General features: G+C 40.4%; 11 protein-coding genes and 1 pseudogene. 6 read left to right on the forward strand and 6 right to left on the reverse strand.

The features are described from left to right. Positions 1-8: 8 nt before the first annotated feature. A complete protein-coding gene (locus AAGD16_RS16340; protein ID WP_013463009.1) occupies positions 9-527 on the reverse strand; it encodes a TetR/AcrR family transcriptional regulator in 519 nt (172 codons plus the stop codon). A 178-nt stretch (positions 528-705) separates the two neighbouring features. Between AAGD16_RS16340 and AAGD16_RS16345 the strand changes: the two genes are divergently transcribed. From AAGD16_RS16345 to AAGD16_RS16355, 3 genes are all read left to right on the forward strand, one after another. Further along, the gene (locus tag AAGD16_RS16345) at positions 706-1,326 is read left to right on the forward strand and encodes a glutathione S-transferase (RefSeq protein ID WP_013463010.1); all 621 of its coding nucleotides are present in this window, start codon (positions 706-708) and stop codon (positions 1,324-1,326) included. Positions 1,327-1,340: 14 nt separating this feature from the next. Then, the gene (locus tag AAGD16_RS16350) at positions 1,341-2,033 is read left to right on the forward strand and encodes a cupin domain-containing protein (protein WP_013463011.1); all 693 of its coding nucleotides are present in this window, start codon (positions 1,341-1,343) and stop codon (positions 2,031-2,033) included. A 120-nt stretch (positions 2,034-2,153) separates the two neighbouring features. Beyond that, entirely contained in the window at positions 2,154-2,555 is a 402-nt protein-coding gene (locus AAGD16_RS16355; protein ID WP_013463012.1) for an STAS/SEC14 domain-containing protein, read from the forward strand. A 198-nt stretch (positions 2,556-2,753) separates the two neighbouring features. Here the strand turns inward: AAGD16_RS16355 and AAGD16_RS16360 are convergent, their stop codons facing one another. The 3 genes from AAGD16_RS16360 to AAGD16_RS16370 form a co-directional block, all read right to left on the reverse strand. Next, a complete protein-coding gene (locus AAGD16_RS16360) occupies positions 2,754-3,698 on the reverse strand; it encodes a carbohydrate kinase (protein ID WP_368485864.1) in 945 nt (314 codons plus the stop codon). A 125-nt stretch (positions 3,699-3,823) separates the two neighbouring features. Further along, complete coding sequence (locus tag AAGD16_RS16365; RefSeq protein ID WP_013463014.1) at positions 3,824-6,217, reverse strand: TonB-dependent siderophore receptor; 2,394 nt, start codon at positions 6,215-6,217, stop codon at positions 3,824-3,826. A gap of 168 nt (positions 6,218-6,385) precedes the next feature. After that, entirely contained in the window at positions 6,386-7,615 is a 1,230-nt protein-coding gene (locus AAGD16_RS16370) for a sugar MFS transporter (RefSeq protein WP_024602703.1), read from the reverse strand. A 175-nt stretch (positions 7,616-7,790) separates the two neighbouring features. Here AAGD16_RS16370 and gtfA point away from each other — a divergent pair, with 175 nt between their 5' ends. Further along, positions 7,791-9,263, forward strand: a complete 1,473-nt coding sequence (gene gtfA / locus AAGD16_RS16375; RefSeq protein WP_058155826.1) for a sucrose phosphorylase — start codon at positions 7,791-7,793, stop codon at positions 9,261-9,263. A 73-nt stretch (positions 9,264-9,336) separates the two neighbouring features. Here gtfA and AAGD16_RS16380 read toward each other — a convergent pair whose 3' ends face one another. Beyond that, a complete protein-coding gene (locus AAGD16_RS16380; RefSeq protein ID WP_016900594.1) occupies positions 9,337-10,368 on the reverse strand; it encodes a LacI family DNA-binding transcriptional regulator in 1,032 nt (343 codons plus the stop codon). 81 nt (positions 10,369-10,449) lie between these two features. After that, a complete protein-coding gene (locus AAGD16_RS16385; RefSeq protein WP_058155828.1) occupies positions 10,450-11,343 on the reverse strand; it encodes an AraC family transcriptional regulator in 894 nt (297 codons plus the stop codon). Positions 11,344-11,538: 195 nt separating this feature from the next. Between AAGD16_RS16385 and AAGD16_RS16390 the strand changes: the two genes are divergently transcribed. Together AAGD16_RS16390 and AAGD16_RS16395 are read left to right on the forward strand one after the other, a co-directional pair. Further along, complete coding sequence (locus AAGD16_RS16390) at positions 11,539-13,059, forward strand: aldehyde dehydrogenase family protein (RefSeq protein ID WP_058155830.1); 1,521 nt, start codon at positions 11,539-11,541, stop codon at positions 13,057-13,059. Between the two features lie 302 nt (positions 13,060-13,361). After that, positions 13,362-13,971 (forward strand): annotated as a pseudogene (locus tag AAGD16_RS16395) (DUF998 domain-containing protein). The last annotated feature ends 19 nt before the right edge of the window (positions 13,972-13,990 follow it).

Consider the following 13,990-nt stretch of genomic DNA (forward strand, 5'->3'; position numbering starts at 1 on the left):
GCCAATCGCTAAAAAGTGGCTTGTTCGAAGTAGCTGATATCATCTAGGGTTTTACTAATCATCATCGCCCCCTCTAATAAGCTCACTGTTTGTATTGCCGCGCGAGCAGGGTTTTTTTCACCATTCGCAGCGTGTGCTTGGGTTAACCAGGCTAAATTTTTATTAAAAAACCGCTGAACTTCAACCCGCACTTTATCAGGTAGGCTGTCGCTTTCTGCGCCGAGCAAGCCACATAAACACATTTTTTTATCAATCACGAGTGCATTTCTAAATAACTGAGTGTAAATATCAATAGGGTTTTTACCGTTTGCTTTGTGTGCCTCTGGTTCACCAAGTACAGCGATAAAGGCATCGGTATATTGATGCGCAAGCTCTGCACCTAAATCAGCTTTAGTTGGAAAGTGATAATGCACACTGGCACTTTTAATACCAATTTCATTGGCCAACTCTCTAAAGCTAAAATTGCTATAGCCACCAAGTCTAACTTTGTTTTCTGCTGCTTTTAACAGGGCTGCTTTTTTTGTCATTTTAAACTTCCTTCATATCGCTGCAAAAAATTATCAACCAGTAGGTAGTTATTTTCAAGCTCTTTTATTTTTAGTTTGCAAAGGTCGAGATCTTAATATAAATTACCTACCAGTAGGTAGGTGATTTATTCTTGCCAGTATTAGCTCAAACTGTGATTAAAAATATAAAGAGATAATTATGAAAATTTATGATGTAGAAAACTTTCCTAATCCATTACGTGTACGTATTGCGCTTGCTGAAAAAAAGGCGACTGATAAAGTAGAATTTGTTGCTGTCGATTTATTAAATGGTGAGCACCGTACTGAGGCTTTTTTAGCTAAAAACCCCTTAGCAGGCGTACCTGTTTTAGAGCTAGATGATGGAACGTTCATCGCAGAATGCACCGCAATTACTGAATATATTGATACCGCTTTTGCAGGCCCTTCATTAACCGGTGTTGAGGCAAAAGAGCGTGCAGTGATTAATATGATGCAAAAACGTGCGGAGTCAATGGTACTTGATGCTGTAGCCACTTACTTTCATCATGCAACGGATGGTTTAGGCCCAGCGCTTGAAACCTATCAAAATGTTGCTTGGGGAGAAAAGCAAGGTGAAAAAGCGCGCCAAGGCTTTGTTTATTTTAATACAGTGTTAGCCAACTCTGCTTATGTTGCTGGTGAGAATTTCAGTGTTGCAGATATTACTTTGTACGCCGGTCTGGTGTTTGCAGGCTTTGCAAAAATAGCTATTCCTAGTGAGCTATCACATTTAATAGCATGGCAAGAAAAGGTCGCTCAGCGTCCAAGTATTGCCGCTTAGATATGGAGTCAAATATGAAAATTGCAGCTGATTTTAGCGAACGTGTTGTTGTACATAGCGAATCGTTAGAATGGATAGCCTCACCGATGGCGGGTGTTGATAGGCGTCCACTTGATAGAGTGGGCAATGAGGTTGCACGCGCAACCAGCATTGTACGATATGCGCCAAACAGCCATTTTTCTGCCCATACACATACCGGCGGTGAAGAATTTATTGTGCTTGAAGGTGTTTTTCAAGATGAACATGGTGATTTCCCCAAGGGCTCTTATATTCGTAATCCGCCTGAGTCAAAACATACACCAAGCTCTGAAAACGGGTGCGTGATATTTGTGAAATTATGGCAGTTTCAGCCAGAGGATAGAGAGCATGTTCGCTTGCAAACTAATACCATGTGCAGCGTTCCTCACCCTGAGTTTAGTAATGTAAATGTAGTTTCTCTTTATAAAGATGCCTTTGAAGAGGTGAGTATTTTAGCATTTTCACCTAACAGTGAAATATCGTTAAACGCCTTAGGTGGGGGCGAGCTTTTAGTACTTGAGGGCTCGCTTGAAGAGCAAGGCGATACATTAGTACAGCACAGCTGGTTAAGAGTGCCGCCTAACAGCGAAATTAAAGCAACAGCAGGCAGTGAAGGAGCCAGAGTGTGGCTTAAAATCGGTCATTTAACAGATGTTGAAAACCAAATAGCACGGCTTAAAAATGCATAATTCAGCATTTAATTAAAATGGGCACAATAAAAGTGATGTGCCTGTTTTTTGATCTACTTCACTATTGGTTAATAAGTTATCACCTATACTTGATGCTCATATTATTGTGGAGTTCGGGTTATGGTAAATTTAACACACGGCTTATCTATTGGTATTGAGCGCTCTGGTTGCGAGTTTTTTTTAACCTTAAAAGCTATAGGTACACTCACTCATAAAGATTATGAGGTGATCACGCCGATGATTGACTCTGCGCTTGGCGAAGTTAAACATCCTATTGTTAATGTACTCATAGATGGTACTGAGCTTGATGGCTGGGAACTTAGAGCTGCATGGGATGATTTAAAACTTGGCTTAAAGCATAACAAAGAATTTAAAAAAATAGCCATATACGGCAACAAAGACTGGCAATCAACCATCGCTAAATTAGGCAGTTGGTTTGTATCAGGTGAAATTCAATATTTTGAGAACGCCACTGCGGCTTTAGAATGGTTAAAAAGTAATGATGAAGAAGCGGATGCTTAAATAAAGGCCATAATCGGCCTTTATTTTTAAAGTATTTATACCAATTCGCTTAATTAAGTGATCTATTTTGAGGCTGGAAAAACGTGTTGATAGCTAGGCAAAAAATTTGCTATTTAGTTGTTCTAAATGAGAATTTTTTAACGCAGATAGCAACACGTTTAGCCCCGTAAAATGATTAAGTATTATTGCGGATTGGTATTATACCTCTTGAAGTGTAGGTAATGCGGGAAATGCCCCCTTAGCTAAGCAGGCTTTAGAGCCACAGCGCAAACCAAAACTTAAAGCGTGTTTTACTAGATGCTCATTATTAATTTTTTCGATGAGCGGGCTATTTTCATCGGTGTGATTTAAATAATATAACACGCCTGCAATAAACGCATCACCGGCACTGGTAGTATCCACAGCATTAATGATTGGCGCCGATTCATTTAATATAAATCCCTTATGGTAAACCGTTGCCGGTGCAGGGCCATCGGTTAAAAATACCAATTTAACACCTATATTTAAAATAGATTGTAAGTAATCATCAGGTGCATGCTGTGTTTGCTCAGCTAAAAAGTTCAGCTCATCACGCGATAGCTTAACAATGTCGCAATACGCATAACACGCGTGTACATTGTGTTCAATGTCATTGCTATTTTGCCACAAGCTATAGCGTAAATTTACATCAAAGCTAACGAGTTTATGGTTGTTTTTAGCCAGCTTTAAAGCACACACGGTGGTGTTTGCAATGGCTGGATTGGTTAACGTGTTGGAACAAAAGTGTAGGGTACTCAATTCATCCCATTTGATATGGCATAAGTGATCACTCGTTAACAGTAAATCGGCGGTATTGTGGCGATAAAAATTAAAGCTGCGCTCACCGGTTTCATCTAAACTCACAATAACCACGGCCGTTTGAGAGTCTTTAATCGTAAATAAGTACTCTGTACTTACTTTATATTGCGCAAGCGATTTACTTAATTGTTTAGCAAAGTAGTCATCACCCATACCGCCACAAAAAGCAGCCTTGCCGCCTAACTTTGCATAACCTACCGCTACATTGGCAGGGGCACCTCCTGCAATGGGCAAATAAGCACTGTTTTGAGAATCTTGTGGCAGCATATCAATAAGTAGCTCGCCGAGGCTAAGTAATTTGGTCATAGTGTAAATCCTAAAAAACCCAGCAGAGCTAGGTCAAAATTCAAGGGAGAATTATTAAAACTAATTAAAGTTAGTGTAACAATCGCTGAAAAACATAGCTTCTGCGCTTGTTACACTAACGATGGTTAGTTAAACGCGTATTTAAGCGTTATTGATGTTGTGCGGCCATTAATAGTACGGGCGCGAATAATGTTATTATCTGGAATTGAGCCTTCTTCAGCTTCTGTAATACCTACCGTATCGAATAAGTTATTTACATTAAGTGCAATATTAAGGTTTTCAGATAAATCGTAACTTACAAAGCCATTTACTTGAGTGTAACCGTCAAATTTAAGGTCGTTGTTGTCTTGAGCGTAAGCATCAGTAGTACCAATAAAGTTCACACCGGCAGCACCTTTATCAAAGCTATAACGAGCCATTAAAGAGTAGATTAAATCAGCTTGGCGGCGTGGCGTATTACCTACCACTTCAGGGGTAAGTGCATCCTTAGCAATTTCTGCATCTGTCCATGTTAAGTTACCACGAAAATCCCATGCATCGATGAAGTAAGTTGATTCAATTTCAATCCCTTTTGCTTCGTATTCACGGTCAAAAAAGGTTTGCGATGTTGCTTCAAAGTTTTGCTCTTCTGTTTCTGCATAAAACGCTGTTGCGAAAACTGAAAGTGAATCAAAACGTTTTTTAACCCCAAATTCATACTGGTTTACTTCATCAACGGCATCTTCATCAGCAACCGAACCGTCAGCGCGTACTTTACCAAATAAAAGTCGGTCAGCATTTGCGCGGCCACCTTTACTCAGTCTTGCAAATGTCGCAAGGCTTGAATCTATTTGGTAGTTAGCCCCAATTGAATAGGATGCATAATCCCAATCGTAATTTACTGGGCTAGCATTTGCGGTATCAATGCCTGCTACATTTTGTTCAGGAACTGAAATCACTCCATCGCGATTCATATCGACCGTTGAGGTAACGGCACCTGCATAGTTGCCGCGTGCTTCACCACTATCGTAACGAGCACTTGCGTCAATACTTACATCACCCACTTTTGTTGAAAATGAAACGTACGGGGCGCGGGTATCGTATTCTGTATCGTAATCACGCTGACAGCAGTTACCCCAAAAAGGCGTTCCGTATGCATATAAACCATTTTCAGAAAACGCTGTACCATCGGCAGCTGTTACATTTAGTAGCGCCGCATTATCGCCCTTAAGCTCCATTAGGTAAGAGTTCCATAACCATGACATAGCAATATTTTGTGTTGAAGCATAGTAACCAAACGTAACGCTTGTATCATCGCTTAGTGATTTAGTCAGTTTGAAGTCGTTTACAATAGAGTCAAAGTCGTTCATTGTGACGTCAAACGTATGAATACGCATAGCTAAATCGTCATTAAATGCAGCTCCGGTATTGGCATTACTAAGCGTTGCACCTGCGCCGCCAATACTTTGTGCAATAGCAGTCGCGCTGCCTACTTCAGCAGGAATAAGTGAATTAAAGTTACCGCTAACAGAGGATTTACGAAAACGGTTTTCAATACGCCAATCGTTATCTAAGTCAAATACAGCTTCAAAACCCACTGAGTCAACTTGCGGGTTCATGCCATCGCGAATATCGCCGCTACTAATTTGATTTTCGCCATTTAAACGCACTGTTTTAGTAAATAATGCTGAATGCGGGGTATCTGATTGTGCGTCAAACCCTGGGATTGAGTCACCATTTGCATACATTGGCATTGGTAAGTAACCCACGCTTTTGTCATCTAAATGTTTGTAATAAAGACGCACGTAACCGTTTTCAAAGTCTTTGGTAAGGTTGGCTTTAATTTGCCCACCTTTATTTGATGTGTAACCTGTTTCACGCGGGCCTTCACCTTGGCGCACAAAACCACCTACATGAAAACGTACGCTATCACTAAGGTAAGTGCCGTATTCAAAGTCTGTACGAATAGTGTCGTAATCAAGGCCCAGTGTTGTAGAAACACTGCCTGATTCGTTTTCACCATTTTTAGATATAAAGTTAATTATGCCGCCCGGTGCATTACTTGCTGCAGTCGAGGCCGAACCACCACGAATTGATTCGATAGTTTGTACGGTATTATCTAGGCGCATAAATATATCAGCGTTACCAAAAGCAATATCACCGTATTGCATAACGGGTAAACCGTCTTCTTGTAATTGTAAAAACTTAGCACCACCAGAGGCCACAGGTAAGCCGCGTACAGCAATGTTTGCGTTACCTTCACCGCCGGTTGACTCTGAGCGTACGCCCGGAATAATTCTAAACGCTTCAGCAGTTGAACGCGGTGTAGATACTTCAACTTGAGCAAGCGATAAACTGCTCACTGATGAGCTTGATGCCATAATGGTTGTACGACGTGGTACACCGGTTACAACGATAGTCTCAAGACCTTTGTTAGCTTGCGCTTGTGTGTTTTGCTCTTCTTGTTGTGCATAAACGCCTTGGCTTACAGCCAGCGCTAAAGCACTCATTAAATATAAAGGTGTGTTGTGTGTTGTCATGTGAACGCCTCGCTTTGTGAGCCCGAAGGGGTTTGTTATTTTTACTTAATCGATTAAGTAAAAATAACAAATCTTTTACAATAAGCAAATTATTTTATTCTTTATTTGCTGTTTTTTTACTCATCTATTGATTTATATAGTGTTTTTTTTAGCCCCCAATTTGTTGATTTACTCAGTTATTAGGTTGCTCTCTTGTAAAGCGCAGGCTGATGGGTCACGGAAATAGTTAAACAGCATCGCTAAAAATAAAATAATGGCAAAGCCGGTTGCAAGGTAAAAACCATAACGTACATGACCAAAGTAATCGCTGATCATACCCATAAATAAAGGCGCTAATGCGGCTGAAAGTGCAGTGAAAAATAATATAACCCCAGCAACTGCGCCATGTTGTTGTACCGGGAAGCACGATATTCCTTTGGAGTTTAAGGTCGGGTAAACCATCGACATAAATAACCCTGAAAGCGGCAATAAACCAACAGCCCAATCAACGCCACCGACTAAAGTACCCACATAACACAATGCGATACCTAAACTTAAGTAAGCCATAACACCTTGCCAGCTATAGCGGTTTAATAACCACACCGCAATAAAACGCCCTGCGGCACGCAGTATAAAAAATATGGTGAGTGCATAGGTTGCCAAAAGGGGCCAAGAGCCTGTGTAGTCTTTTAACAGCGTCGGCATCCATACGTAAATGGCAACCTCGGTTGCAACATAAAGCGCAATGGCGAGCGAAAAGCCAAGCGCGTAGGGGTTTTTAATCATTTTCATGGTGGTAGCAAGTGAAGCGGGCTTTTCAGTGCTTTTAACAACGCTTGGATACTCTGCACGCCACGCTAAAAACGCTAAAATTAAGCACATAATGCCGGCAATAATATATAAATAAGTCCAACTTACATTTTGTACCAGTAATACACCAACAAGTGCAGGTCCAACAATGGCACCAATACCAAAAAAGCCTTCTACTTTGTTCATGGTTTTAGTGTGCTCTGCGTTGCTATGAGAAATATCGCCTAATAACGCCAAAGCGCCGGTTTTAAATAAGCCAATAGCTAAACCAATACAGCAAAGCAAAAAAACAAAAAATATAAAGCTGCTACTAATGGCGAATAAAAAGCAACTCGCAGAAAATATTAATAACCCAAGCATAATCGTTTTTTTACGCCCGAGGCTATCGGCTAAAAAGCCTAAAAATAATCCGCTAAAGGCAATGAGTGCCATAGGCGCATAGTGGAATGCGCTGGCTTGGGTCATGCTTAAACCAAATTCAGTTATGAGCTCGGGAATGATCATGCCAACGGCATCGGAGGTCATGGCAAACATAAAAAACATCATATATGTGAGCCAGCGAATTTGTTGCAACGGATCGCTGCTTACGTGTGTGTGTGATTTTGTCATGTGCTTTTCCTCGTTAAATGCGTTCTTAACACTCAGTAAGTCAGTCAGTTACTGATTATAGTATTAATGTCGCCACGATATTTGTATGTAAAATTTATAAAAATAACTTGTAAATTCGTACGTGCTAGTTAAAGATATATCTTAATCGATTAAGTTTCAACATGGTAATCACACAATGATGAAGAATAAAGTTCAATTGATCACATACGCTGATCGAATTACTGGCCAAGATATAAATGCACTTACCACTCTTTTACATGGCCCATTAGAGGGCGTTTTTGGTGGTGTGCACTTATTGCCATTTTATAACCCAATTGATGGCAGCGATGCAGGCTTTGACCCGATTGATCATAGTGAAGTTGATTCTCGAATCGGTACTTGGGACGACATAAAGGCACTCGGTAAAGACCATGATTTAATGGCTGATCTAATAGTGAACCATGTGTCGGCGCAATCTTTTCAATTTCAAGATGTGCTGGCTAAAGGTAAAGCGTCAGCATTTTGGGATTTATTTTTAACCAAAGAAGACGTGTTTCCCAATGGTATGAGCAAGGCTGAGCAGCAAGCTATTTACCGTCCACGCCCAGGCAGTTGTTTTACGCCAATGAAATGCGGTGATGGTCAAACGTATGATTTTTGGACCACTTTTACCGACAATCAAATTGATATAAACGTAAAAGTAGAGGCAGGAATTGCGTATTTAAATAATGTACTTACTAAGTTCTCTGCTAACAACGTTAATATTATTCGTTTAGATGCAGCGGGTTATGCCATTAAGCAGGCGGGTACTAATTGTTTTATGCTAGATGAAACGTTTGGCTACTTAGATAACTTATCAAAGCAAGCCAACGATTTAGGCATGGAAACCATTGCAGAAATTCATAGCCATTATCAAACACAAGTAGATGTAGCTAAGCGCGTTAATATGGTTTACGACTTTGCGTTGCCACCACTAATTCTACATAGCTTGTTTAATAACAATGCGGATGCATTACTCAAATGGCTAAAAATATCGCCGCGTAACTGTTTAACGGTACTAGACACCCATGATGGCATAGGCATTATTGATGCAGGCCCAATGGGTGAAAAACCAGGCTTATTAAATGCAGAGCAAATTGATAACCTAGTAGAAACCATGCATGCAAATAGTAACAATCAAAGCCGTCAAGCAACAGGCGCGGCTGCCAGTAATGTCGATTTATATCAAGTAAACTGTACTTATTACAATGCATTAGGCGCTAATGATTTTGACTATTTGCTGTCGCGCGCAATTCAATTTTTTGCGCCAGGTGTACCGCAAGTTTATTACGGCGGCTTATTTGCCTGTGAAAACGATATGGAACTGTTAGCAAAAACCAATGTTGGCCGTGATATAAATCGCCCATATTTGAACGCGGCTAAAATAGAGCAAGCCCTTAATAAACCGGTAGTAAAAGGGCTCATAGAGCTAATTAAAATGCGTAATGAACATCCCGCATTTGCAGGTGAATTTTCGGCTCAAGGCGGCGCAAGTGTTTGTTGTTTAATGTGGAAGCTTGAACAACAATCAATTTCATTGAGGATTGACTTTGCAAGCCGTACTGCACTTATTACGCAGGTTAATGGCACTCAAGAAAGCACTCTAAACTTACAAAGTTTATTGGCTTAAATAGCTTTATTTGTTGAAAACCAAAAGCCAAGCAGCCTCTGTTTGGCTTTTTTATTTGCTTTATTAACAGTGCTTAGCTACTTGCACCAATATCGAGTGCGTAACCTACTTCATATTGTTTTTCTTCTTTAGAAATAAATAAGTTAGCAGCCATAACGCCCTTTTCTTGGCTATTTTGATGAATTGTAGTGAGGCGAGGTACAAAACGAGCGGCTTCTTCTATGCCATCAAACCCCACAATACGCAGCTCACTGCCTATTTTTATCCCTTGTTTTATGGCTTCTCGCATGGTGGCAAGGGCAATTAAATCGCTCATGCATATAATCACGTTAGGGCGAGGGGAGGCTGTTAATACCTCTTTTGCGGCAATATTTGCAAAGCGCTCACTGCTTTCAGGAATATTCCAAATGCGGTCGTCGGCAACCGTTATATTAGCCTCACTTAAGGCGCGTTGATAACCACGCAAACGTTGATGCGAAATAGATTGGCCAGTTTCAAATTCGTGATGTTCGTATACCCGGCACAATACATTTTCATCAAGTAATCTTAAGCCTAATATAGCCACTTTATCATCTTGATTATGCAAAACATGTTTGGCTATTTCATAACTGGCTTGCTCGTTATTAACATTAATTGAGGCGTTACGGGCAATGTCAAAATCAACCGTCACCACATGTTTGGAGACTGTTTTTAGTTGCTCTACTAGTGCTTTATTGCGCGGGCGACCATAACAAATAAAACCATCGACAAAATCAACAACGCTGTTGAGGTTGTCACTATTGCCTGAAAACAATAAAACATTAATATTGTTTTTTTCAAGTACCGAGGTTACTCCCCGCATAAAACTGCTCGCAACAGGGTCTGATACCATGTATTCCACGCTATCGGGAAGGACTAATGCAACAATATTAAAGGTGCCACTTCGCAAAGACTGCGCCGCTTTATTAGGGCCATAATACCCCAGCTCTTTGCACGCTTTAAGTATGGCTTCGCGGCGTTTAGCAGAGAGTTGATCAGGGCGATTAAACGCATTTGATACCGTAGCATTAGACACACCTAACTCTTTGGCAATACTCTTTAATGTCCAGCGGGTGGGTTTACTCATCGGTGACTCATTACTACTTACAACATTGCAAACAATCTAGCATATTAGGCTGTTTAATATAACAAAAACTGTCGTGTTAGGTTAGTGGCGACACGCTTTTGGTGCAATACCAAAAGTTTGCTTAAATAAACGGCTAAAATGACTGGCGCTATTAAAACCCAGGTCGTAGCACACCTTGCTTATAGCGTGGCCTTCTAATAAAAGCGTACGGGCCTTTTTAAGCCTAAGTTGTTGTTGCCAAAGCGCAGGGCTTGTACCAAAAGCAAGTTTAAACTGCTGATAAAACTTACTACGGCTCATACAGGTTATTTTACAAAGGGTGTTTATGTCGAGGTTTTCGTTTAAATGCTCTTCAATATAATGCAGTGCATCACTCACGTTACTTTTTAGGCGCAGCTTGTCACAGTTGGCCAGCAATAAATCACGGCTCTGTTGTTGTAATAAACGGGTGATCAATTCGTTTAACGATAAATCAATCAAGTAGTGTCGCTCGGCGCCTTGCTCACTAAATAAATGAACCATGCGCTCTAATAACTGCTGCGTTTGAGTATTATGTTGGGTATGCACTAAATTAGGGCTGTATTCAAACAAGGCATCGTTTGCAAAATTTTGCTGCATATTAAGCGCATTAGCCACATTGGTTATTTTATCGGTGCTAATTTCAATCGCCAAACAGGTGGTAGGTGAGTTGATAGTTGCCTGTGGGAAATCAATCAGCACGCTTTGCTCGGGTGCTAATACAAACGATTCATGTGGTAAAAACGCTTTGTGGTATTGACTGCTCTCAACATGCATTATTTTTTTACCACTGAGCATAGCGCAAAACAGTAATTCGTTAGAATGCAACGCCACTTTTTGCGCACTTTTATAGGTATCGTAAATACTTAGCTCGGAGTTATCGGCAGCAAAGGTCACTTTGTTTTCAATCAGTACATCAAGTTGTTGGCGTTTTTTATTTAACTGAGATGTGTGCATGTTCAGCCTTTTTTAATCGTTATAGAGCGTTTTTAATATGGACTCACAGACAACTTTTTTGGACAGCTAAGCAAGTTTTTAAGCGCTTAATGGTCTAATGTCAATCAATACCGATTAAATATAAAGCAAGTTGCTACATTACTCTAACAAATTTCGGCTTAGACTTTTAGCTAACAACAACAAGAGAACACATATATGATTTACGCAAACCCAGGTTCAGCAGATGCACTCGTCACATTTAAACAGCAGTATGGTAATTACATTGGCGGCGAGTGGGTTGCCCCAGTTAACGGCCAGTACTTTGATAATATAAGCCCAGTTAATGGCGAAGTATTTTGTAAAATTCCTCGCTCTGATAAAGACGATATTAATTTAGCACTTGATAAAGCGCATGCTGTAAAAACCCAGTGGGGCACAACCTCAGTCGCCGAGCGTAGCAATATTTTATTAAAAATTGCCGATCGCATTGAACAAAACTTAGAGTTACTTGCTGTGGCCGAAACATGGGATAACGGCAAAGCGATTCGTGAAACCCTTGCCGCTGATATTCCACTGGCCGCCGATCACTTTCGTTACTTTGCCGGTTGTTTGCGTGCTCAAGAGGGCAGCATTGGCGAGATAGACGAAACCACGGTGGCGTATCATTTTCATGAGCCACTAGGCGTTGTAGGGCAAATTATTCCGTGGAACTTCCCATTATTAATGGCCGCATGGAAATTAGCGCCTGCACTTGCAGCAGGTAACTGTGTAATATTAAAACCCGCCGAGCAAACACCTGCCTCAATCTTAGTGTTAATGGAAATTATTGGCGATTTACTGCCAGGAGGTGTTTTAAATGTGGTAAACGGCTTTGGTAAAGAAGCAGGTGAAGCACTGGCAACTAGTACGCGCATTGCTAAAATTGCCTTTACAGGCTCAACTCCTGTGGGCTCACATATTTTAAAATGTGCAGCCGAGAATATTATTCCTTCAACGGTCGAGCTTGGGGGGAAATCGCCTAATATCTTCTTTAGCGATGTTATGGAAAAAGACGACTCATATTTAGATAAAGCAATTGAGGGTGCCATTCTTGCCTACTTTAACCAAGGTGAAGTATGTACTTGTCCATCACGCTTGTTCATTCAAGAAGATATTTATGAGCAATTTATAGAACGTATTTTAAAACGTACTAAACAAATTAAACGTGGCAACCCGCTTGATAGTGAAACCATGGTAGGCGCACAAGCCTCTAAAGCGCAGTTTGATAAAATTTTAAGCTACATTGAAATTGGTAAAGAAGAAGGTGCTGAAGTATTAACTGGCGGGCATGTTGAGCAATTAAGCGACGAGCTAAACGGCGGGTATTACATTCAACCTACACTATTAAAAGGACGTAATGACATGCGCGTGTTCCAAGAAGAAATTTTTGGCCCCGTTATTTCAATGTCGACCTTTAAAGACGAAGCCGAAGCACTTGAACTGGCTAACAGCTCAGAATTTGGTTTAGGCGCAGGGGTATGGAGCCGTAATATGAATCGTGCTTATCACTTTGGTCGCAAAATAGAAGCAGGTCGTGTATGGACTAATTGTTACCATATGTACCCAGCACATGCAGCGTTTGGCGGTTATAAAAAGTCTGGTATAGGCCGCGAAACTCACAAACTCGCGCTTGATCATTACCAACAAACTAAAAACTTGCTAGTAAGTTACAGCGAAGATCCGCTTGGCTTTTTTTAATAACGCGTTTTAGTTTAAACAAACAACCTATAAGTAATGAAAGCGCTACATTTTTGTAGCGCTTTGTTTTTTAAAACCCAATACCCATTGCATTAAATTAGTGGCCAATTATAACAATAAAGAAATGGCTTAATAATGAGGCGCTGGGTTGAAAAAGTAGATTAAAGGTTCTAGCTCAGGGCTGTTATGACTAGGTTTCAGGCTGTTTGTACAAGCTCACAGCTCGTCACTCGAAGCCGGCTCATTTTCTCCTCTATGTTCAAAAAGGCTTTAATGAATTAATCACAAAAAGGATTATGGTGATGTTTGAAACGATTGCGATTTATTCAGGGTTAATAGCCACATTATGGATATTCATTGGTGTCTATGTAGCAAGTCTATTTTATGAAGGCTACAGCCATTCTAAACAATTTTGTAGTGAATTAGGTGCAACGGGAAGCCCAACTGAAAAACTGTCACCGCTAATTAATAATTATCCTTTAGGTTTTCTATTTTGCTTTTTTGGCTGGTATTTGGCGCAATTGGCTAATGTTTCTATATTGGTTAATATTGTTGGTTGGTTGGTTAGTTATAGTGCATGGTATTGGTACCTGGGTTGCGGGTTATTTTCCTATGGATGCTGACCCATTTACTAAACACCCAACTTTTAGCTGCAAGGTTCACTCTTGGGCTGGTTTCATTATGTTGCTTTCGCTCGTTTTAGCACCAATATTAATAGCGATCAGTCCAACCACAGAAATTACTCCTTTATACTTTCGTGTTTTTTCAATTGTTTCTGTTATCGCTACTGTTTATTATCTGTTTGCTATGGCTAAAGCGGTTAAGCTTCAAAGTAATCCAGGTACCTATCAACGTATCTCTTATGGTATCCAATTAAGTTGGTTAAGTGTTTTTTCAATAGTGTTAATGTAATTTTAAACTAATTTAAATC

It is taken from the genome of Pseudoalteromonas sp. M58 (genome assembly GCF_042604605.1).
Lineage (GTDB): Bacteria > Pseudomonadota > Gammaproteobacteria > Enterobacterales > Alteromonadaceae > Pseudoalteromonas > Pseudoalteromonas tetraodonis.

What these genes read in the sequence shown, in the direction of transcription:
- AAGD16_RS16340 (WP_013463009.1), bottom strand. Translation starts at nt 527, where the DNA reads ATGACAAAAAAAGCAGCCCTGTTAAAAGCAGCAGAAAACAAAGTTAGA.
- AAGD16_RS16345 (WP_013463010.1), top strand. Translation starts at nt 706, where the DNA reads ATGAAAATTTATGATGTAGAAAACTTTCCTAATCCATTACGTGTACGT.
- AAGD16_RS16350 (WP_013463011.1), top strand. Translation starts at nt 1,341, where the DNA reads ATGAAAATTGCAGCTGATTTTAGCGAACGTGTTGTTGTACATAGCGAA.
- AAGD16_RS16355 (WP_013463012.1), top strand. Translation starts at nt 2,154, where the DNA reads ATGGTAAATTTAACACACGGCTTATCTATTGGTATTGAGCGCTCTGGT.
- AAGD16_RS16360 (WP_368485864.1), bottom strand. Translation starts at nt 3,698, where the DNA reads ATGACCAAATTACTTAGCCTCGGCGAGCTACTTATTGATATGCTGCCA.
- AAGD16_RS16365 (WP_013463014.1), bottom strand. Translation starts at nt 6,217, where the DNA reads ATGACAACACACAACACACCTTTATATTTAATGAGTGCTTTAGCGCTG.
- AAGD16_RS16370 (WP_024602703.1), bottom strand. Translation starts at nt 7,615, where the DNA reads ATGACAAAATCACACACACACGTAAGCAGCGATCCGTTGCAACAAATT.
- gtfA (WP_058155826.1), top strand. Translation starts at nt 7,791, where the DNA reads ATGATGAAGAATAAAGTTCAATTGATCACATACGCTGATCGAATTACT.
- AAGD16_RS16380 (WP_016900594.1), bottom strand. Translation starts at nt 10,368, where the DNA reads ATGAGTAAACCCACCCGCTGGACATTAAAGAGTATTGCCAAAGAGTTA.
- AAGD16_RS16385 (WP_058155828.1), bottom strand. Translation starts at nt 11,343, where the DNA reads ATGCACACATCTCAGTTAAATAAAAAACGCCAACAACTTGATGTACTG.
- AAGD16_RS16390 (WP_058155830.1), top strand. Translation starts at nt 11,539, where the DNA reads ATGATTTACGCAAACCCAGGTTCAGCAGATGCACTCGTCACATTTAAA.